The organism is Enterobacter sp. CP102, from assembly GCF_025152625.1.
Taxonomy (GTDB): Bacteria; Pseudomonadota; Gammaproteobacteria; order Enterobacterales; family Enterobacteriaceae; genus Enterobacter; species Enterobacter soli.
In genome coordinates, this window is sequence record NZ_CP104014.1 from 257,972 (window position 1) to 279,230 (window position 21,259).

The window sequence follows — 21,259 nt, forward strand, 5'->3', positions numbered from 1 at the left end:
TTCCTTACAACAAACAGGGCGCTCATTGGGCGCCCTGTCTCTTTCTTACGTTTAAACCCTTATACTGAAAGAAGGTTCTTTCCATATCGCCCGGTGGGCTTTGTTAACCGGGCCTGCGCGTAGGCCGGATAAGGTGTAGCCGCCATCCGGCAAGACAACGCGCGCTGAACCTCAGGAAAATCGATAACGATAAGGAGGACCTCCTTCTGTGCTGACTTTGTTACACCTGCTCTCCGCAGTGGCATTGCTGGTATGGGGCACACATATTGTCCGTACCGGTGTGATGCGCGTATTCGGTGCGCGCCTACGAACCGTTCTCAGCAGCAGCGTTGAGAAGAAGCCGCTCGCCTTCTGTGCGGGCATCGGCGTGACGGCGCTGGTGCAAAGCAGTAACGCCACCACCATGCTTGTCACCTCGTTCGTGGCGCAGGATCTGGTGGCGCTAACGCCTGCGCTGGTGATTGTGCTGGGTGCCGATGTGGGGACCGCGCTGATGGCGCGTATCCTGACGTTCGATCTGTCATGGTTGTCGCCGCTGCTGATTTTTATCGGCGTTATCTTCTTCCTGGGCCGTAAGCAGACCCGCGCCGGGCAGCTCGGGCGAGTGGGCATTGGCCTGGGGCTGATCCTGCTGGCGCTGGAGCTGATTGTGCAGGCGGTAACGCCCATTACGCAGGCCAACGGCGTGCAGGTGATTTTCGCCTCGTTGACGGGCGATATCATGCTGGATGCGCTGATTGGTGCCGTCTTTGCCATCGTCAGTTATTCAAGCCTGGCCGCCGTGCTGCTGACCGCGACCCTGGCGAGTGCCGGGGCCATCTCGTTCCCGGTGGCGCTGTGTCTGGTGATTGGTGCGAACCTTGGCTCTGGCCTGCTGGCGATGCTTAACAATAGCGCCGCCAATGCCGCGGCCCGCCGCGTTGCGCTCGGCAGCCTGCTGTTTAAGCTGGTGGGAAGCCTGATTATTCTGCCATTTGTTCACCTGCTGGCAGGGATCATGCAAAAGCTGCCTTTGTCGGACGCCGAGCTGGTTATCTATTTCCACGTGTTCTACAACCTGGTCCGCTGTCTGGCGATGGTGCCTTTCGCTGCACCAATGGCCCGCTTCTGCGAACGTCTTATCCGCGATGAACCTGAGCTGGACGCCCGGCTGAAACCGAAGCATCTGGACACCTCTGCGCTGGACACCCCGGCCCTGGCCTTAGCCAATGCCGCCCGCGAGACGCTGCGCATGGGGGATGCGATGGAAACGATGCTGGAGGGGCTGCAAAAGGTTATGCACGGCGAGCCTCGGGAAGAAAAAGAGCTGCGCAGGCTGGCAGATGATATAAACGTGCTTTATACCGCCATCAAGCTCTATCTGGCGCGAATGCCTCAGGACGAGCTGGCGGAAGAGGAGTCGCGCCGGTGGGCAGAAATCATCGAAATGTCCCTCAACCTGGAGCAGGCCTCTGACATCGTCGAACGTATGGGCAGTGAAATAGCCGATAAATCGCTGGCTGCGCGCCGTGCGTTCTCGGTTGAAGGTCTGAAGGAGCTGGAAGCCCTGCACGAACAGCTGTTGAGTAACCTCAAGCTGGCGATGTTGGTCTTTTTCTCAAGCGATGTGCCAGGCGCGCGCCGTTTACGCCGCAACAAACACCGTTTCCGCATTCTTAACCGCCGTTACTCTCATGCGCACGTTGAACGACTGCACCAGCAAAACGTGCAAAGCATTGAAACCAGCTCTCTGCACCTGGGGCTGCTGGGCGATATGAAACGTCTTAACTCGTTATTCTGTTCCGTGGCCTACAGCGTGATGGAACAGCCGGATGAAGACGACGAACGGGACGAGTATTAATCTCTGAAAGCGCCTCGCAGAACAGCTTTACGAGGCGTGCTTCCGTTTTAAATGTGTTCTAGCTTAAATGCGGGATGCGCTCGATTTTCTTATCAATGGCTACTAAGGCATTTTTTCTCAGCCGCAAGGTAAGGTATATTTCGCCTCTACAGGAGAAACTATGCTGCCAACTCAATCAACCCGATTAAACAAATACATTAGCGAGAGCGGGATCTGCTCACGTCGCGAGGCTGACCGTTACATTGAACAGGGTAACGTGTTCCTCAACGGCAAACGCGCCACCATCGGCGACCAGGTGGTACCTGGCGATGTGGTCAAAGTGAATGGTCAGGTCATCGAACCCCGCGATGCTGAAGACCTGGTGTTTATCGCGTTGAATAAACCGGTTGGTATCGTCAGTACCACGGAAGATGGCGAGCGAGACAACATTGTCGATTTCGTTAATCACAGCAGCCGTGTCTTCCCGATTGGCCGACTGGATAAAGACTCCCAGGGGCTGATTTTTCTCACCAACCACGGCGACCTGGTAAACAAAATTCTGCGTGCCGGAAACGACCACGAGAAAGAGTACATCGTTACGGTGAATAAGCCGGTCACTGACGAGTTTATCCGTGGAATGGGCGCTGGCGTGCCGATTCTGGGCACCGTTACCAAAAAGTGTAAGGTGAAGAAAGAAGCCCCGTTCGCGTTTCGCATTACACTGGTACAGGGCTTAAACCGCCAGATCCGTCGTATGTGCGAGCACTTTGGTTATGACGTGACGAAGCTGGAACGCACCCGAATCATGAACGTCAGCCTGTCCGGTATTCCATTGGGCGAGTGGCGCGACTTAACGGGTGACGAGCTGATTGAGCTGTTTAAGCTGATTGAGAATTCATCTTCTGAAGCGAAACCAAAAGCGAAAGCCAAACCGAAGACCCAGGCGGTTAAACGCCCGGTGGTGAAAGCCCCGCAGGCAGAAGACAAAGGGCGAGGTAAACCGGCTAACGGAAAACGCTTTACCCAGCCCGGGCGCAAAAAGAAGGGGCGCTAATCAGCGCCGTCCACGGGTAGAGGTATTTGCCGACCAGGAAAACGTCGCCTCTGCAGCGGGTTTATAAGCCTGCTGTTTCTTCAACTTGCGGGCTTTTTTTGCCTCTGCTTCACGCTGTTCCATCAGTTTGTCGATGTACTCTCTTTTTACCTGATTGGTTTCGCCGTTAGTCAGTGTGCGGCCATGGGCGATACGGGCGCGGTCGAGAAGCGTCTTAAGTTCACGCTGCTCGGCTTCCGTCATATCTTGCTGGGTCAATCGTGGTGTCGCCATCGCTGAAGCCTCCTGTGGAAGAGGCTTCAGTGTAAAACAAGTGGCGGCAATTAACCTTGTTTCACCACATCTTTTTTCGGTTGTTCTTCAATAGGTTTGCCAGACCAGTAACCTGCCAGCAGAGAGCCTGAAAGGTTATGCCACACCGAGAACAATGCGCCAGGCAGAGCGGCCAGCGGCGAGAAGTAGATTTTACCGAGTGCCGCGGCCAGGCCAGAGTTTTGCATTCCCACTTCAATCGCCAGCGTGCGGCAGGTGGATTCATCAAAGCCAAACAGTTTGCCACCCCAGTAGCCACCCAGCAGGCCAATGGTGTTATGCAGCACCACCGCAATGATCACCACAAAGCCGACAGACGCAATGTGCGAGGCGGAACCCGCTACCACGGCGCTGATGATTGCCAGAATACAGACCATCGAAAATGCCGGCAGACAGGGTTCGACCGCCTTCACCACGCGCGGGAACAAATGGTGGATAGCCAGACCCAGCGCAATCGGGATCACCACGATTTGCAGAATGCTGAGCAGCATCCCCATGACGTCTACCTGAATATGCGCATCCACATACAGGCGGGTTAACAGCGGCGTGGCAATCACGCCTACGAGCGTAGACACGGACGAGATGGTCACGGAGAGCGCAACATCGCCTTTCGCCAGATAGATCATCACGTTGGATGCCGTACCGCTCGCCACGCTGCCTACCAGCACCATCCCGGCGGATAAATCTGGCGGCATCTTAAAGGCCATCGCCAGCAGCCAGGCCGCGAGCGGCATCACCAGATAATGCAGGAAAATACCCGCGGCGACAGGCGCAGGGCGCGACAGCACGCGTTTAAAGTCGTCAATTTTCAGGTGCACGCCCATACCGAACATAATCAGCATCAGCAGCGTGGTGACCCAGGGGCCGATGCCCGTGAAGCTGGTGGGAGTGTAATAAGCGAGTACAGAGAGCAGCAGTGCCCATAACGGGAACAGCCGGGTGATGGCGGATAACATAGTTAATTCCTTGCAGTATTGTCGTGTTGTTTAGTTATGAAAAAGCCGGGTCTGTGCCCGGCTTATAGATGTTGTTTATCGTGCTAACGAATTTTATTCAAACAAATTCTGATGAAGTTTTTGCACGACAAGCTCTGCCTGATCGGCAGGGACCAGGAAGCACAGGTTGTAGCTGGAAGCGCCGTAGCAAATCATGCGAATGTTGAACGGGTCGAGCACGCCGAAGACCTCTTTGCCCACGCCACAGGCGCGTGACAGCTTGTTCCCGATGATGGCAACCAGCGCCAGGTTCTCTTCCACTTCCACGCGGCACAGCTCAGACAGCTCAATCAGCAGCGATTGGGTCAGCAGGGTATCGCCAGTAGAGGTTGAACCGGTGGTGTCCAGCGTCAACGCGATGCTCACTTCGGAGGTGGTGATCAGGTCTACGGAGATATTGTGGCGCGCCAGGATCCCAAACACTTCCGCCAGGAAGCCGCGGGAGTGCAGCATGTTCAGGCTGTGCAGCGTAACCAGCGTCTGGCGACGGCGCAGAGCCAGTGCGCGGAACAGCGGTGGGTTCTCGGTTTTTTTGCAGACCAGCGTACCACCCGCTTTCGGATCTTTGCTGGAGCCAACGAACACCGGAATATCGCTGCGCACGGCTGGCAGCAGCGTTGCAGGGTGCAGCACTTTCGCGCCGAAGGTAGCCATTTCAGCCGCTTCTTCAAACGCGATCACATCAATTCGTTTCGCCGCGGAAACGACACGCGGGTCGGTGGTGTAGATGCCCGGGACATCGGTCCAGATATCCACACGGGTCGCGTGCAGCGCTTCGCCCAGCAGTGCGGCGGTGTAGTCACTGCCACCACGGCCAAGGGTAGTGGTACGGCCTTTCGCTTCGCTACCGATAAAGCCCTGGGTGATCACGATACCCTCTGCCAGACGCGGTGCCAGCTGCTGGGTGGTCAGCTCGGCCAGTACGTCGACGTCTGGCTCGGCGCGGCCAAAGCGGTCGCTGGTGCGCATGATTTTACGGACGTCAAACCACTGCGCCTGAACTTCACGTTCACGCAGGATCTCAACGAACAGCAGGGTAGACATCAGCTCGCCGTGGCTAACCAGTTCGTCAGTCAGGGCGGTAGAGGTTGCCAGCGATGCGGCTTCCGCGAGCGTGGTGATGTTTTCGAGCAGGCGCTCAACTTCTTCGCGGATGACGTTCGGATTCTGCATCCGCTCGAGGATGTTGAACTGAATTTTGCGCAGCGCGTCGAGCTTCACGAAACGTTCTGTCGCTTCCAGTCCTTCAGACAGAGAAACCAGCAGGTTCGTCACGCCAGCGGATGCAGAAAGCACCACCAGGCGGGTATTCGGATCGGCTAGCACCACATCGGCGCTGCGGTTCATGGCATCGTAATCAGCCACACTGGTGCCGCCAAATTTAGCGACCACAAAACTCGTCATAACAACCTCGTGTCAGGGAATGAATAAAGCGACCTTGGCACAAGAATGAAACGAAAACAGGTGCAGGCGCAAATACGGCCCTATAAATAAAATGTGGGGGAGGTCCTGTCAATGCTGGGATTATGCGGATTTTTCATGGGGGGGCACCCCTCAGTAACAGGACTTATAACAAGCCGCTATTTTATTCTGCAAATCAGGACATTCTGAACGACATTCAACCCCCTCGGGGGCGGGTTTTAGCAGCTATACTTTTCGGGTCTTTTCACCTGCGTTTGATGCAGGCCAGGGCAATGGCATAAAAACCATCACAATTTTTATTCGCAGGCGCTACAATCGACCGCAGTCACAATTCTCAAATCAGAAGAGTATTGCTAATGAAAAACATCAACCCAACGCAGACCGCTGCCTGGCAGGCACTACAGAAACATTTTGATGAAATGAAAGACGTCACTATCGCGGATCTGTTCGCGAAAGATGCCGATCGTTTCAGCAAGTTCTCCGCGACCTTCGACGACCTGATGCTGGTGGACTTCTCCAAAAACCGCATTACCGAAGAGACACTGGCAAAATTGCAGGATCTGGCGAAAGAAACCGCGCTCAGCGATGCGATTAAATCCATGTTCTCTGGTGAGAAGATCAACCGCACCGAAGACCGTGCTGTGCTGCACGTTGCACTGCGTAACCGTAGCAATACTCCAATCATCGTCGATGGCAAAGATGTGATGCCAGAAGTGAACGCGGTACTGGAGAAGATGAAAGCCTTCTCTGAAGCGATCATCTCTGGTAGCTGGAAAGGCTACACCGGCAAAGCCATCACCGACGTGGTGAACATCGGTATCGGTGGTTCTGACCTCGGCCCATTCATGGTCACCGAAGCGCTGCGTCCGTACAAAAATCACCTCAACATGCACTTCGTTTCTAACGTCGATGGTACGCACATCGCTGAAGTGCTGAAGAACGTGAACCCGGAAACTACCCTGTTCCTGGTGGCGTCTAAAACCTTCACCACGCAGGAAACCATGACCAACGCCCACAGCGCGCGTGACTGGTTCCTGGAAACCGCCGGTGACAACAAACACGTCGCGAAACACTTCGCCGCGCTGTCGACCAACGGTAAAGCGGTTGGTGAGTTCGGTATCGACACGGCAAACATGTTTGAGTTCTGGGACTGGGTTGGCGGCCGTTACTCTCTGTGGTCTGCAATCGGTCTGTCCATCATCCTGTCTGTTGGCTTCGACAATTTCGTTGAGCTGCTTTCCGGCGCACATGCGATGGATAAACACTTCGCCTCCACCGCGCCTGAGAAAAACCTGCCAGTGCTGCTGGCGCTGATCGGTATCTGGTACAACAACTTCTTCGGCGCTGAAACCGAAGCTATCCTGCCGTACGACCAGTACATGCACCGCTTTGCTGCCTACTTCCAGCAGGGCAACATGGAATCCAACGGTAAATACGTTGACCGTAACGGCAATGCCGTGGACTACCAGACTGGCCCAATTATCTGGGGCGAGCCAGGCACCAACGGCCAACATGCGTTTTACCAGTTGATCCACCAGGGTACCAAAATGGTACCGTGCGATTTCATCGCGCCTGCGATTACCCATAACCCACTGTCGGATCACCACCCGAAACTGCTGTCTAACTTCTTTGCTCAGACTGAAGCGCTGGCGTTCGGCAAGTCCCGTGATGTGGTTGAACAGGAATACCGCGACCAGGGTAAAGATCCGGCGACTCTGGATCACGTTGTGCCGTTCAAAGTGTTCGAAGGCAACCGCCCAACCAACTCCATCCTGCTGCGCGAAATCACGCCGTTCAGCCTGGGTGCGCTGATTGCCCTGTATGAGCACAAAATCTTTACTCAGGGCGCGATCCTGAACATCTTCACCTTTGACCAGTGGGGCGTTGAGCTGGGCAAACAGCTGGCAAACCGCATTCTGCCGGAGCTGGGTGATGACAAAGCGATTAGCAGCCACGACAGCTCTACAAACGGTTTGATTAACCGTTATAAAGCATGGCGTGCATAATTAATATGTCATGAAAAATGCCGGCGAAATGCCGGCATTTTTTTATCGGATAATTCCTGATGTCTGTTATTTAACTCAAATTCCCGTGATGAGTTTAATCTGAAAAAAGCCGTTAACCTGTTAATTACTGCGGTTTATTTTAGGAATATACGGAGAATAAATTTGGCTGGCTATTATTATAACTTATTGAATAAAAATGATTTAATATTAACTTAATTATTCTCGTGTATCGCTAATATCCAATATTCTGAAAACCTCCCCTCTATTTACCCGTACGGCAATCCCTCTGCTTTAGTTGTGTATACTCGATTCCGCTCGAAATTCTTTTTGGGCACATCTCCATTCATTCAATGAAGGGAAATTGTTATGAAGAAAGTACTGTATGGCATTTTTGCCATATCTGCGCTTGCGGCGACATCTGTATATGCGGCTCCGGTTCAGGTCGGGGAAGCGGCAGGGTCGGCAGCGACGTCTGCGTCTGCGGGGAGTTCTACCGCAGCCAGCGCCAGCACCGTAAGTTCAGCCGTGGGTGTCGCGCTGGCGGCAACCGGTGGCGGTGATGGCTCCAATACCGGAACCACGACCACCACGACGACCAGCACCCAGTAATACCGGGTGTTTTAATCATAACCACACTTCGGTGTGGTTATTTCGCCCCTTCGGAGAAGAGTCGTGAAGCGACCTGCAATCATCCTGATTTGCCTGCTTTTACAGGCGTGTTCAGCCACCACTAAAGGGCTGGGAAACTCGCTGTGGGACAGCATGTTTGGTACGCCTGGCGTGCATCTTACCGATGACGATATCCAGAACATGCCCTATGCCAGCCAGTACATGCAGTTAAACGATGGCCCGCAGCTGTTTGTGGTGCTCGCTTTCGATGAAAACGGGCAGCAGAAATGGGTGACGCAGGATCAGGCCACCATCGTGACGCAACATGGTCGTATCGTAAAAACGCTGCTCGACGGCGACAACCTGCTTGAGGTCAACAACCTTGCGGCGGACCCGCTCATCAAGCCGAATCAGATAACCGACGGTGCAAGCTGGACGCGCAGGATGGGCTGGACGGAACACAAGCAGGTGCGCTACGCCACGGCGCAGTCTGTATTCCGCTGGGACGGTACGGACAGCGTTAGCGTGGGCAGTGATGAAACCCGGGTTCGCGTGCTGGATGAAGCGGTCACCACCGATCAGGCAAGCTGGCATAACCGCTACTGGGTGGATGATGAAGGGCAGATCCGCCAGTCGCTACAGTACCTCGGCGCCAATTTCTTCCCGGTAAAAACCACTCTGATCAAGGCGGCGAAACCATGAAAATCCGCACTAGCATGGCGCTGATCCTGTGCCTTGCCGCGCCACTGGCCTGGTCTGCGGGCACGGTGAAGGTTTACACGCCTGGCAGCACACAACCCAAAACCTTAACCAATGCCGGGCATCTGCTGGATCTTGTCGGCCAGCCAAGGCTGGCAAACAGCTGGTGGCCCGGGGCTGTGATCAGCGAGCACCAGGCAACGGTGCTGGCAGAACAAAAACAGCGCGCGTTGCTCGCAAGGTTAACCGGCCTTGCGGAACAGGAAGATGGTGATGATGCGGCGGCAATCAACAGCGTTCGCCAACAGTTGCAGGCGCTGAAGATAACCGGCCGCCAGCAGATCAATCTCGACCCGGATGCGGTGAGAGTGGCAGAGAACGGCAACCCAACGCTTGAAGGGGAATATACGCTCTGGCTTCCGGCTCAGCCTTCAACCATCACCGTGATGGGGCTTGTCAGCAGTCCGGGTAAAAAGCCTTTCACGCCAGGACGCGATGTGGCGAGTTACCTTGATGAGCAGAGCGCGTTGAGCGGTGCGGATAACAGTTACGCCTGGGTGGTTTATCCCGACGGGCGCACGCAAAAAGTCCCCGTGGCCTACTGGAACAAGCGCCATATCGAACCCATGCCCGGCAGCGTGATTTTTGTCGGCTTTGCCGACCACTTCTGGACGAAGGCATATGACGGACTCAACGCCGATATCCTTCACACCCTGATGCAGCGGATTCCGGATTAATGAAAAGAACTTATCTCTACAGCATGTTGGCGCTGTGCGTAAGCGCTGCCTGCCATGCAGAAACGTATCCGGCGCCGGTGGGTCCATCGCAATCGGACTTCGGCGGTGTCGGCTTAATGCAAACGCCCACGGCGCGCATGGCGCGTGAAGGGGAACTGAGCCTTAACTATCGCGATAACGATCAGTACCGCTATTATTCTGCTTCTGTGCAGCTGTTTCCGTGGCTTGAAACCACGCTGCGTTATACCGATGTGCGCACCAAACAATACAGCAGCGTAGAAGCATTTTCCGGCGACCAGACTTACAAAGATAAAGCCTTCGATGTCAAACTGCGCCTGTGGGAAGAGAGTTACTGGATGCCGCAAGTCTCAGTAGGGGCAAGGGATATCGGCGGTACAGGCTTGTTTGATGCAGAGTACATCGTTGCCAGCAAAGCCTGGGGTCCGTTTGATTTCTCGCTGGGTATGGGCTGGGGTTATCTTGGCACCAGCGGTAACGTGAAAAACCCGTTTTGTTCCTACAGCGACAAATATTGTTATCGCGACAACAGCTACCAGAAAGCTGGCTCCATCAACGGCGACCAGATGTTCCATGGCCCGGCCTCGCTGTTTGGCGGCGTAGAATACCAGACGCCATGGCAGCCATTACGCCTGAAGCTGGAGTACGAGGGGAATAACTACAGCGATGATTTCGCCGGGAAGATTGAGCAGAAGAGCAAGTTTAACGTCGGCGCCATTTACCGCGTCACCGATTGGGCCGACGTTAACCTCAGCTATGAGCGCGGTAACACCGTGATGTTTGGTTTCACCCTGCGCACCAACTTCAATGATATGCGGCCGCATTACAATGACAATGCGCGGCCTGCATACCGGCCGGAGCCGCAGGACGCCATTATTCAGCACTCCGTAGTGGCCAACCAGCTGACGCTGCTGAAATACAACGCGGGCCTGGCGGATCCGAAAATTCAGGTGAAAGGCGATACGCTTTACGTCACCGGCGAGCAGGTGAAATATCGCGACTCGCGCGAAGGGATCGAGCGCGCCAACCGGATCATCATGAACGATCTGCCGGACGGGATCCGCACGATCCGCGTGACGGAAAACCGACTTAACTTACCGCAGGTGACCACGGAAACGGATGTGGCCAGCCTGAAGCGCCATCTGGAAGGCGAACCGCTGGGGCATGAAACCGAGCTGGTGCAAAAACGCATTGAGCCCGTGGTGCCTGAAACCACTGAGCAGGGCTGGTATATCGATAAATCGCGCTTTGATTTCCACATCGATCCGGTGCTGAACCAGTCCGTCGGCGGGCCGGAAAACTTCTACATGTATCAGCTGGGCGTCATGGCCACGGCGGATCTGTGGGTCACTGACCATCTGCTGACCACCGGTAGCCTGTTTGGCAATATTGCCAACAACTACGACAAATTCAACTACACCAACCCGCCGAACGACTCGAAGCTGCCGCGGGTGCGTACCCGCGTGCGTGAGTACGTGCAGAATAATGCCTATGTGAACAACCTCCAGGCGAACTACTTCCAGTACTTCGGCAACGGTTTCTACGGCCAGGTGTACGGCGGCTATCTGGAAACCATGTACGGCGGCGCGGGGGCAGAGGTGCTTTATCGGCCTGTCGACAGCAACTGGGCGTTTGGTGTGGATGCCAACTATGTGAAACAGCGTGACTGGCGCAGTGCGCAGGACATGATGAAGTTCACCGATTACAGCGTGAAGACGGGTCATCTGACGGCCTACTGGACGCCATCGTTCGCACCAGATGTGCTGGTCAAAGCCAGCGTCGGGCAGTATCTGGCGGGGGATAAAGGCGGTACGCTGGATATCTCTAAACACTTCGACAGCGGCGTTGTGGTGGGCGGTTATGCCACCATTACCAACGTGTCACCGGATGAATACGGGGAAGGGGACTTCACCAAAGGGGTGTATGTGTCGATTCCGCTGGATCTGTTCTCCACCGGGGCGACGCGCAGCCGCGCGGCAATTGGCTGGACGCCGCTCACGCGTGACGGTGGCCAGCAGCTTGGACGTAAGTTCCAGCTGTACGACATGACCAGCGATAAGAACATTAACTTCCGCTGATACTTGTTTGCCCGGTGGCGCTGCGCTTACCGGGCCTACAAAAAACACTATCGTAGGCCCGGTAAGCGCCAGCGCCACCGGGCGCATTACAAGTGGCGCAGCAGCCTCGCTGGGTTACCGGCATAGACACCTTTCTCGACGATCGATTTCGTTACCACACTTCCAGCGCCAATCACCACGCCATCGCAGATGGATACCGCCAGAATGGTTGCGCCGCTGCCTATTGAGACATCATTCCCTACGGTAATACGCCCCCAGCTGTCGCGGTCTGCGTCAGGTTTACCGTTACGAAACATATCGTTGGCAAACATCACCCCGTGGCCGATAAAACAGCGTTCGCCAACAGTGACGTACTCACAGATAAACGTGTGGGACTGAATTTTGCTGTCGTCGCCAATGCGTGTATTGCCCTGGATTTCAACAAAGGGCCCGACGAACACCCCGTTGCCTAACACGCAGTCATACAGGTTCGCGGGTTCGTATACGGTCACATTGTCGCCGTAAGTCACGTTGCGAATGCCGGTTGGTTTGCGATCCATCGGTGTGCTCCCTACATAAAACATAATTAAAAAATATAGATCCCCGTCACATTTTTGCGTTATACAGGAACCTCGCCCTGGAGAATGAGGTGCTGTATGACATCCCTGACTCGTCCGCGCGTTGAGTTTATCTCAACAATCCTCCAGACCGTGCTGAACCTCGGTCTGCTGAGCCTTGGCCTGATACTGGTCGTCTTTCTGGGCAAAGAAACGGTGCATCTGGCGGATGTGCTGTTCGCCCCTGAGCAAACCAGCAAATATGCGCTGGTAGAAGGACTGGTGGTCTACTTTCTCTACTTTGAATTTATTGCCCTGATTGTGAAGTATTTTCAGTCAGGCTTTCACTTCCCGCTACGCTATTTTGTCTACATTGGGATCACGGCAATAGTGCGGCTGATCATCGTCGATCATAAATCCCCCCTTGATGTGCTGATCTACTCGGCGGCGATCCTGCTGCTGGTGATAACCCTATGGCTGTGCAACTCTAAGCGGCTGAAACGTGAATAAAAAAATGGCGGCCCGAAGGCCGCCTAACAACAGTCACAAGTTGGGTCAATACAATACGTCAAAGTTGAGGGTTGCAGTGGCATAACACAATGAAACTTAACCTTTTACACCGCCCGCCGTCAGGCCGTTAACCAGCCAGCGCTGCGCCAGCAGGAACACCACGGTGATCGGGATGGCAGAGAGCACAGCCGCCGCGGCAAAGTCGCCCCACAGGTAGTTTTGCGGGTTGAGGTATTGCTGCATCCCAACGGCCAGGGTGTAGCTGTTTACATCGCGCAGTAACAGAGACGCGACCGGCACTTCAGTGATGGCGGCGATAAACGACAGGATAAACACCACCGCCAGGATAGGTACCGACAGCGGCAGCAGCACCAGACGGAACGCCTGCCATGGGGTTGCGCCATCCAGCGCCGCCGCTTCTTCCAGCGAGCCGTCGATGGTTTCGAAATAGCCTTTGATGGTCCACACATGCAGTGCGATACCGCCAAGATAGGCGAAGATCACACCGCCATGCGTGTTCAGGCCGATAAACGGTACATACTGGCCCAGGCGGTCAAACAAGGCATACAACGCGACCAGAGACAGTACCGCCGGGAACATCTGGAAAATCAGCATCCCTTTCAGCAGCGCGGCTTTGCCCGGGAAGCGCATACGGGCGAAAGCATACGCACAGGTGGTCGAGAGCGTGACGATACCAATCGCGGTGATACCGGCGATTTTTATCGAGTTCCACAGCCACAGCAGCACCGGGAACGGTGGCGGTGTGACGCGGCCATCTGCATGTTCCACGCTAAAGCCAAGCGCTAACTTCCAGTGTTCCCAGGAGATTTCATCCGGGATCAGGCTACCTGTCGCAAAGTTACCCGAGCGCAGGGAGATGGCGATGACCATCAGCAGCGGGAACATGATTGCCGCGATAAAAATCAGCAGGCCTAAATGCGTCGCGAGGAGGCGCAATTTCTGAGATTTGGGTTGTACCATTGCCATGATCGATGCCCTCCTTAGTCAAATTTCATTCGTGTAGCTTTCAGGTTCACAATCGCCAGAGCGCCTACCAGCAGGAAGATCAGGGTGGCAATCGCCGCCGCCAGACCGAAGTCCTGACCCCCGCCGCCTTCGAAGGCGATACGGTAGGTGTAGCTCACGAGCAGGTCGGTATAGCCTGCAGGCGTTGTGGTGCCAAGACGGTCAGGACCGCCGTTGGTCAACAGCTGAATCAGTACGAAGTTGTTAAAGTTAAATGCAAAGCTGGCAATCATCAGCGGCGTCAGCGGTTTAATAAGCAGCGGCAGCGTGATTTTAAAGAAGTTCTGGAACGGGCCAGCGCCATCCATTGCCGAGGCTTCGTACAGGTCGTCCGGGATGGCTTTCAGCAGGCCCATGCACAGGATCATCATGTACGGATAACCCAGCCAGGTGTTCACGATGATAATCATCGAACGGGCCGTCGTCGGGTCGCTGAACCAGGCCGGTTTGATACCGAACAGTGCGCTCAGCATCATGTTGATTTCACCGAAGCTCTGGTTAAACAGCCCTTTGAAAATCAGAATCGATATAAACGATGGCACGGCATACGGCAGGATAAGCAGCACGCGGTAAATCGCTTTGCCTTTCAGGGATTCCCACTGTACGAGACATGCCAGCACCATGCCCACGGCAACGGTCAGGATCACGGTCAGTACCGAGAACACCACCGTCCAGACAAAAATCGCGAAGAACGGTTTCTGGATCCCTTCGTCGGTAAAGACGCGGGCAAAGTTGTCCCAGCCGATAGTCACGGTATAACCCGGGCTGAGCTTGTCATCACCCCATTTGCCATCGGCGGTGATGGACTGATAAAAACCGATGTCGTTGTTCGGACGGTACTTCACGCCACTCTGATTGTTGGTGAGCGTGCCGTCATTGGCCAGCGTGTAGAGCGGTTGCGTACCGGAGAACTGGCGCAGTGAGCTCATGGTCACTTTGCTTTCATCGGGCAGCATAGCGGTCAGTTGAGTCAGCGCTTGACGGTTCTGGGTAATGATACGCAGGTTGGCGCGTTCACCTTCCGGCAGGGCTGCCTCTTTTAAGGCCAGCTTCTGTTCGCCACCGAATTTGAAGGTGTCGGAAACAAAGTTTTTGCCGCTCTCTTCGTCAGTGAGTGCTAACTTCCACTCGTCGCCCGCAGGATACAGGCCGAAGTTGAAGGTTTTACCCGCCTGGTATGAGCGGTCCAGAAGCACCTGCGTTGCGCGTTCTTGCGCCAGCTGGTTGGTGCTGCTGTAGTTAGTAAAGGCGATAGCAATGGTACAAATCAGCGGGAACAGGACGAACAGCCCCATCCCGGCGACACCCGGATAAACGTAACGCCAGGCGTAGGCTTTACGGTTAGCGAAAATATACAGGCCAGCAGAGCTTAAAATAAGCGTCATGATGGCGAACAGGTACTCCCCCTGTACGTACATTAAAACAATCAAGTAGCCCACCAGCAGGCATAACAAACCAATCACTGACCATTTCAGTGTGTCGCTTTGCCACCAGTGTTTCTTTTTAATGACATCCATGGGGTTCTTCCTCTACAACGGTGAAAACTTATTGTCAGGTGGCGCTGTGCTTACCTGACCTACGGATCGTGCCGTAGTCGTAGGGCGGGTAAGCGCAAGCGCCACCCGCCGTTTTTCTGACTTACTTGGTGATACGACCCTGAGCATCTTTCAGCGCAGCATCGACAGTCTGACGACCGCTTGCGGCGTTGATTACCGCAGTACGGGTGGCATACCAGAATGCGGCCATCTGTGGGATGTTCGGCATGATTTCGCCTTTCTGGGCGTTATCCATGGTGGCCGCGATCCGTGGGTCTTTCGCTAACTGATCCTGGAAGGATTTCAGCGCAACAGCACCCAGCGGTTTGTCCTTGTTCACTTCATCCAGACCCTGATCGGTCAGCAGGTAGTTTTCCAGGAACTCTTTCGCCAGCTCTTTGTTCGGGCTGGCGGCGTTGATACCTGCGCTCAGCACGCCAACGAACGGTTTAGACGGCTTGCCTTTGAAGGTTGGCAGCAGCGTTACGCCGTAGTTGATTTTGCTCTTGTCGATGTTGGTCCAGGCCCACGGACCGTTGATGGTCATCGCGGTTTCGCCTTTGTTGAACGCTGCTTCCGCGATGGAGTAATCGGTATCGGCGTTCATGTGTTTGTTCTTGATAAGGTCAACCAGGAAGGTCAGACCCGCTTTCGCGCCAGCGCTGTCCACGCCCACGTCTTTCACGTCATACTTGCCGTTTTCAAATTTGAACGCGTAGCCACCGTCAGCAGCAATCAGCGGCCAGGTGAAGTACGGCTCTTGCAGGTTGAACATCAGCGCAGATTTACCTTTCGCCTTCAGCTCTTTATCCAGGGCAGGGATCTCTTCCCAGGTTTTCGGTGGGTTTGGCACCAGGTCTTTGTTGTAGATCAGAGAGAGGGCTTCAACCGCGATTGGGTAAGCGATCAGCTTGCCGTTATAGCGAACGGCATCCCAGGTGAACGGGAACAGTTTGTCCTGGAACGCTTTGTCTGGCGTCACTTCAGCCAGCAGGCCAGATTGTGCGTAACCGCCGAAACGGTCATGCGCCCAGAAGATGATGTCCGGGCCATCGCCGGTTGCAGCAACCTGCGGGAATTTCTCTTCCAGTTTATCCGGGTGTTCAATAGTGACTTTGATACCGGTGTCTTTCTCGAATTTTTTACCCACTTCGGCCAGGCCGTTATAGCCTTTGTCGCCGTTAATCCAGATAACCAGCTTACCTTCTTCAATTTTGGCGAGAGCCGGTGCGGAAATCATCATTGCTGCCAGGGCGGACAATGCGAAAACGCGTGCGCCAGTCTTGATCTTCATATCTGCCATCCTTTTTTGGTGATGTGCTCGTGGATACACTGAGGTGGTTCAACGTGACTCAGTCTCCTTATTTGACATCCTCTTTCCATCCTCCTGAGCCCTACGCCCCACCCCCTGTTTGTGTGATCTCTGTTGCATAAATTTAAGTTATGAGTGCTGGCGCACACAAAAACACGCTGAATTTTGCAGGCCGCTTCACGATTTTCGTATCAGCGCCCCAGACGCGGTCGCAGAGCCTGCTCTCTCATCCTCCCGCCTCCTCCCCCATAAAAAAGCCGGGGGGTGGAGGATTCACGAAAGTAATGGATACCCCATAGTGAACTTATCTTGAATGTTTCTGTCGGTGACAGGTTGTAACGAAGGGAGAAGGGCATGGCGAGCGTACAGCTGCGTAATGTAACGAAAGCCTGGGGCGACGTAGTGGTGTCGAAAGACATCAATTTGGACATCAACGAAGGTGAATTCGTGGTGTTTGTTGGCCCATCAGGCTGCGGTAAATCAACTCTGCTGCGTATGATTGCCGGTCTTGAAACAATCACCAGTGGCGATTTGTTTATTGGTGAAACCCGTATGAACGACATCCCGCCTGCCGAACGTGGCGTAGGCATGGTGTTCCAGTCTTATGCACTTTATCCGCACCTCTCCGTTGCCGAAAACATGTCATTTGGCCTGAAGCTGGCAGGGGCGAAAAAAGAGGTGATCAACCAGCGAGTGACTCAGGTCGCCGAAGTTTTACAGCTGGCGCACCTGCTGGAGCGTAAACCGAAAGCGCTCTCCGGTGGTCAGCGTCAGCGTGTGGCAATTGGCCGTACGCTGGTGGCGGAACCACGCGTGTTCCTGCTTGATGAACCTCTTTCTAACCTGGATGCCGCACTACGTGTCCAGATGCGTATCGAAATCTCCCGTCTGCACAAGCGCCTTGGCCGCACCATGGTTTATGTCACCCACGATCAGGTCGAAGCAATGACCCTGGCCGACAAGATTGTGGTGCTGGACGCCGGTCGCGTGGCGCAGGTGGGCAAACCGCTGGAGCTTTATCACTACCCGGCAGACCGCTTTGTTGCGGGCTTCATTGGCTCGCCAAAGATGAACTTCCTGCCGGTAAAAGTGACAGCTACCGCGATTGAACAGGTACAGGTGGAGCTGCCAAACCGCCAGCAAGTCTGGCTGCCGGTTGACAGCGCCAACGTACAGGTAGGGGCGAATATGTCCCTCGGCATTCGCCCTGAACATTTGCTGCCGAGCCACATCGCTGATGTGACGCTGGAAGGTGAAGTTCAGGTCGTAGAACAGCTTGGTCACGAAACACAGATTCATATCCAGATCCCCGCCATCCGTCAGAACCTGGTTTACCGCCAGAATGACGTGGTGTTGGTAGAAGAGGGTGCCACATTCGCTATCGGCTTGCCGCCAGAGCGTTGCCATCTGTTCCGTGAAGATGGCACTGCATGTCGTCGGTTGCACAAAGAGCCAGGCGTTTAAGCAATCCCAATAAAAGGCACGAAACCATCAGGTGAAGTGTTCAAAGAAAAGCAATGATCTCAGGAGATAGAATGATGATTACTCTGCGCAAACAAGTCCCTCTGGCGATCGCCATTGCGGCAGGCATCCTGTCTGCCCAGGCAGGAGCCGTAGACTTTAAAGGTTATGCTCGTTCCGGCATTGGCTGGACCGGGAGTGGCGGTGAACAACAATGTTTCCAGGCAACAGGTGCTCAAAGTAAATACCGTCTTGGTAACGAATGTGAAACGTATGCCGAGTTAAAACTGGGCCAGGAAGTATGGAAAGAAGGCGATAAGAGCTTCTATTTCGATACTAACGTAGCGTATTCCGTTTCTCAGCAGAACGACTGGGAATCCACCAGCCCGGCTTTCCGTGAAGCTAACGTGCAGGGTAAAAACCTCATCGACGCACTGCCAGGTTCTACCATCTGGGCAGGTAAGCGTTTCTATCAACGTCATGACGTCCACATGATCGACTTCTACTACTGGGATATTTCTGGTCCTGGTGCGGGTATCGAAAACATCGATCTGGGCTTCGGTAAACTCTCTCTGGCAGCGACCCGTTCTTCTGAAGCGGGCGGTTCTGGCACCTTTGCTGACCGCGACTCACTGGGTAACCGTGTTTATGACAACCTGGTACCGAACGATGTCTTCGACGTCCGTTTAGCGCAGATGGAAATCAACCCAGGCGGTACGCTGGAGTTCGGTGTTGACTACGGTCATACCAACCTGCCAGACGACTACTCTCTGGCACCGGGCGCGTCTAAAGACGGCTGGATGTTCACCGCTGAACATACCCAAAGTATGCTGAAGGGCTTCAACAAGTTCGTTCTGCAATACGCAACTGACTCTATGACCTCCAACGGTAAAGGCCGTCCTGAAGGTGGTAGCATCAACAACAACGGCGACATGTGGCGCGTGCTGGACCACGGTGCGATCTCTCTGGGCGACTCCTGGGACCTGATGTACGTGGGTATGTACCAGGACATCAACCTGGATAACAACAACGGCACCAAATGGTGGACCGTCGGTGTTCGTCCTATGTACAAATGGACGCCAATCATGAGCACCTTGCTGGAAGTTGGTTACGACAACGTCAAATCTCAGAAAACTGACGATACCAACAGCCAGTACAAAATCACCCTGGCACAACAATGGCAGGCAGGCGACAGCATCTGGTCCCGTCCGGCTATCCGTGTCTTCGCAACCTACGCCAAGTGGGATGAGAAATGGGGCTACGCGAACAGCGACTCCGGTACCGGTTATGATTCCGGCGTAGCGTACAGCGACACTTCCGCGAAAACCTTCAGCCGTGGCGACTCTGATGAGTGGACCTTCGGTGCCCAGATGGAAATCTGGTGGTAATACGTAAGACCTGACGTAATGACCTAAAAAGAGGGGCGAAAGCCCCTCTATCCTTAGGGTGCTGCGCGCTATTGCCTGGCCACCGCAGTGCTCACGCTATCAGAGGTAATAACAATGAAAATGAAGAAAAGTCTCGTCGCGCTGTGCCTCTCTGCGGGGCTGCTGGCCAGTGTTCCGGCTATCACCTTTGCAGATGTGAATTTCGTTCCTCAGAATACCAGTGCTGCGCCGGCAATCCCGGCTGCGGCGCTCCAGCAACTCGCCTGGACTCCGGTTGATCAATCTAAAGTCCAGTCAACGCAGCTCTCTGCGGGTGGCCAACAGCTGAATGTGCCGGGGATTACTGGCCCGGTTGCCGCCTTTAGCGTACCGGCAAACATCGGTGAACTGACGCTGACCCTGACCAGTGAAGTGAACAAGCAAACCAGCGTATTTGCGCCGAACGTGCTGATCCTTGATCAGAATATGACGCCATCCGCCTTCTTCCCAAGCGAGTACTTTGGCTACCAGGAGCCTGGCGTGATGAGCGCTGACCGTCTGGAAGGGAAAATGCGCCTGACGCCTGCGCTGGGCCAGCAGAAGATTTATGTTCTGGTCTTCACCACCGAGAAAGACTTGCAGCAGACCACCAGGCTTATCGACCCGGCAAAAGCCTATGCCAAAGGCACAGGCAACTCCGTACCGGATATCCCGGACCCGTTAGCGCGCCACGTAACTGATGGCCTGCTGAAGCTGAAAGTCTCAACTAACAATGCGTCCAGTGTCCTGGTGGGCCCACTGTTTGGCTCTTCCGGCACCGGCCCTGTGACCGTGGGTAATACCGCCGCACCTGTTTATGCTGCTCCAGCGGCTGCACCGGCTGCCGCTGCATCTCAGGCTCCGGCAAAACCATCCGAACCGGTGCTCAACGATACCGAATCTTACTTTAACAACGCCATTAAGCAGGCTGTTAAGAAAGGCGATGTCGATAAGGCGCTGAAACTGCTAGATGAAGCTGAGCGTTTAGGTTCAACCACTGCCCGTTCCACCTTTATCAGCAGTGTAAAAGGCAAGGGGTAACCGTCTCCCCACAGTGCTGATTTGTTAGTTTTAGTGCGCCTGAGTGGGCGCACTTTTTTTTGTGTCGCCCGCGCTGTTGCGCCATTGTTGCGATAGTGATCGCTAAATAACGTTTGGCCGCCCTCAATCTGCTTTTCTGCGATACAATGCCATTACGTTATGTATCGGAGAGTCTGGCATGTCACACCCTGCGCTAACGCAACTGCGTGCGCTGCGCTATTTCGACCAAATACCTGCGCTTGACCCGGAGCAACTTGACTGGTTGCTGCTGGAAGATTCCATGACTAAACGTTTTGAGCAACAGGGCAAAACGGTCACCGTGACGCTGATTCAGGAAGGGTTTGTCACCCCTGAGGCGATTGCCAGTGAATTGCCGCTGCTGCCAAAAGAAGAACGCTACTGGCTACGTGAGATTTTACTCTGTGCTGATGGCGAGCCGTGGCTTGCCGGGCGGACAGTTGTGCCAGAATCCACCTTGTCCGGGCCGGAATTAGCACTGCAACAACTGGGGAAAACGCCGCTGGGGCGGTATCTTTTCACCTCCTCCGAACTTACCCGTGATTTTATTGAGATTGGTCGCGATGCCGAACTGTGGGGGCGCCGTTCCCGCCTTCGCCTGAGCGGTAAACCGTTAATGCTGACGGAGCTTTTTTTACCGGCATCGCCGTTGTACTGAGAGGAAG

General features: G+C 54.6%; 19 protein-coding genes. 12 read left to right on the forward strand and 7 right to left on the reverse strand.

Annotated features, from left to right (window positions below; genetic code table 11):
* Positions 1-208 precede the first annotated feature (208 nt).
* Both N1249_RS01210 and rluF read left to right on the forward strand, forming a co-directional pair.
* Positions 209-1,840 carry a Na/Pi cotransporter family protein gene (locus tag N1249_RS01210; RefSeq protein WP_166718246.1) on the forward strand — a complete coding sequence of 544 codons (1,632 nt, stop codon included), beginning with the start codon at positions 209-211 and terminating at the stop codon, positions 1,838-1,840.
* 160 nt (positions 1,841-2,000) lie between these two features.
* Positions 2,001-2,873: a 23S rRNA pseudouridine(2604) synthase RluF gene (gene rluF, locus N1249_RS01215; RefSeq protein WP_259833903.1), complete on the forward strand. Its 873-nt coding sequence runs from the start codon at positions 2,001-2,003 to the stop codon at positions 2,871-2,873.
* Here rluF and N1249_RS01220 read toward each other — a convergent pair whose 3' ends face one another.
* The 3 genes from N1249_RS01220 to lysC all read right to left on the reverse strand — a co-directional run bounded on the left by N1249_RS01220 (position 2,874) and on the right by lysC (position 5,584).
* Entirely contained in the window at positions 2,874-3,146 is a 273-nt protein-coding gene (locus N1249_RS01220; RefSeq protein ID WP_259833904.1) for a DUF3811 domain-containing protein, read from the reverse strand.
* 50 nt (positions 3,147-3,196) lie between these two features.
* Positions 3,197-4,141 carry a ketopantoate/pantoate/pantothenate transporter PanS gene (panS, locus tag N1249_RS01225; protein WP_259833905.1) on the reverse strand — a complete coding sequence of 315 codons (945 nt, stop codon included), beginning with the start codon at positions 4,139-4,141 and terminating at the stop codon, positions 3,197-3,199.
* Positions 4,142-4,234: 93 nt separating this feature from the next.
* On the reverse strand, positions 4,235-5,584 hold the full coding sequence (lysC, locus tag N1249_RS01230) for a lysine-sensitive aspartokinase 3 (RefSeq protein WP_259833906.1): 1,350 nt from the start codon (positions 5,582-5,584) through the stop codon (positions 4,235-4,237).
* A gap of 374 nt (positions 5,585-5,958) precedes the next feature.
* Between lysC and pgi the strand changes: the two genes are divergently transcribed.
* From pgi to N1249_RS01255, 5 genes are all read left to right on the forward strand, one after another.
* Complete coding sequence (pgi, locus tag N1249_RS01235; RefSeq protein ID WP_259833907.1) at positions 5,959-7,608, forward strand: glucose-6-phosphate isomerase; 1,650 nt, start codon at positions 5,959-5,961, stop codon at positions 7,606-7,608.
* A gap of 366 nt (positions 7,609-7,974) precedes the next feature.
* A complete protein-coding gene (gene yjbE, locus N1249_RS01240) occupies positions 7,975-8,217 on the forward strand; it encodes an exopolysaccharide production protein YjbE (RefSeq protein ID WP_008503423.1) in 243 nt (80 codons plus the stop codon).
* A 63-nt stretch (positions 8,218-8,280) separates the two neighbouring features.
* A complete protein-coding gene (locus tag N1249_RS01245; RefSeq protein ID WP_259833909.1) occupies positions 8,281-8,919 on the forward strand; it encodes a YjbF family lipoprotein in 639 nt (212 codons plus the stop codon).
* Positions 8,916-9,653 (forward strand): capsule biosynthesis GfcC family protein, encoded by a 738-nt coding sequence (locus N1249_RS01250; RefSeq protein ID WP_259833911.1) that lies wholly within the window; start codon positions 8,916-8,918, stop codon positions 9,651-9,653. The genes N1249_RS01245 and N1249_RS01250 overlap by 4 nt, the downstream gene beginning before the upstream one ends.
* Entirely contained in the window at positions 9,653-11,749 is a 2,097-nt protein-coding gene (locus N1249_RS01255; RefSeq protein ID WP_166718256.1) for a YjbH domain-containing protein, read from the forward strand. Before N1249_RS01250 ends, N1249_RS01255 begins: the two co-directional genes overlap by 1 nt.
* An 86-nt stretch (positions 11,750-11,835) precedes the next feature.
* Here N1249_RS01255 and N1249_RS01260 read toward each other — a convergent pair whose 3' ends face one another.
* Positions 11,836-12,288: an acyltransferase gene (locus N1249_RS01260; protein ID WP_259833913.1), complete on the reverse strand. Its 453-nt coding sequence runs from the start codon at positions 12,286-12,288 to the stop codon at positions 11,836-11,838.
* 96 nt (positions 12,289-12,384) lie between these two features.
* Here N1249_RS01260 and psiE point away from each other — a divergent pair, with 96 nt between their 5' ends.
* Positions 12,385-12,795 carry a phosphate-starvation-inducible protein PsiE gene (psiE, locus tag N1249_RS01265; RefSeq protein WP_000202963.1) on the forward strand — a complete coding sequence of 137 codons (411 nt, stop codon included), beginning with the start codon at positions 12,385-12,387 and terminating at the stop codon, positions 12,793-12,795.
* A 96-nt stretch (positions 12,796-12,891) separates the two neighbouring features.
* Here psiE and malG read toward each other — a convergent pair whose 3' ends face one another.
* From malG to malE, 3 genes are all read right to left on the reverse strand, one after another.
* On the reverse strand, positions 12,892-13,782 hold the full coding sequence (gene malG, locus N1249_RS01270) for a maltose ABC transporter permease MalG (protein ID WP_014068488.1): 891 nt from the start codon (positions 13,780-13,782) through the stop codon (positions 12,892-12,894).
* A gap of 14 nt (positions 13,783-13,796) precedes the next feature.
* Positions 13,797-15,338 (reverse strand): maltose ABC transporter permease MalF, encoded by a 1,542-nt coding sequence (gene malF / locus N1249_RS01275; protein WP_166718258.1) that lies wholly within the window; start codon positions 15,336-15,338, stop codon positions 13,797-13,799.
* 121 nt (positions 15,339-15,459) lie between these two features.
* Positions 15,460-16,650 carry a maltose/maltodextrin ABC transporter substrate-binding protein MalE gene (gene malE / locus N1249_RS01280; RefSeq protein WP_259833915.1) on the reverse strand — a complete coding sequence of 397 codons (1,191 nt, stop codon included), beginning with the start codon at positions 16,648-16,650 and terminating at the stop codon, positions 15,460-15,462.
* A 372-nt stretch (positions 16,651-17,022) separates the two neighbouring features.
* Here malE and malK point away from each other — a divergent pair, with 372 nt between their 5' ends.
* The 4 genes from malK (at position 17,023) to ubiC (ending at position 21,252) form a co-directional block, all read left to right on the forward strand.
* Complete coding sequence (gene malK, locus N1249_RS01285) at positions 17,023-18,132, forward strand: maltose/maltodextrin ABC transporter ATP-binding protein MalK (RefSeq protein ID WP_259833917.1); 1,110 nt, start codon at positions 17,023-17,025, stop codon at positions 18,130-18,132.
* Between the two features lie 71 nt (positions 18,133-18,203).
* On the forward strand, positions 18,204-19,517 hold the full coding sequence (locus N1249_RS01290; RefSeq protein WP_259833919.1) for a maltoporin: 1,314 nt from the start codon (positions 18,204-18,206) through the stop codon (positions 19,515-19,517).
* A gap of 114 nt (positions 19,518-19,631) precedes the next feature.
* Positions 19,632-20,576 carry a maltose operon protein MalM gene (malM, locus tag N1249_RS01295; RefSeq protein WP_259833922.1) on the forward strand — a complete coding sequence of 315 codons (945 nt, stop codon included), beginning with the start codon at positions 19,632-19,634 and terminating at the stop codon, positions 20,574-20,576.
* Between the two features lie 178 nt (positions 20,577-20,754).
* Complete coding sequence (gene ubiC, locus N1249_RS01300; RefSeq protein WP_259833924.1) at positions 20,755-21,252, forward strand: chorismate lyase; 498 nt, start codon at positions 20,755-20,757, stop codon at positions 21,250-21,252.
* The last annotated feature ends 7 nt before the right edge of the window (positions 21,253-21,259 follow it).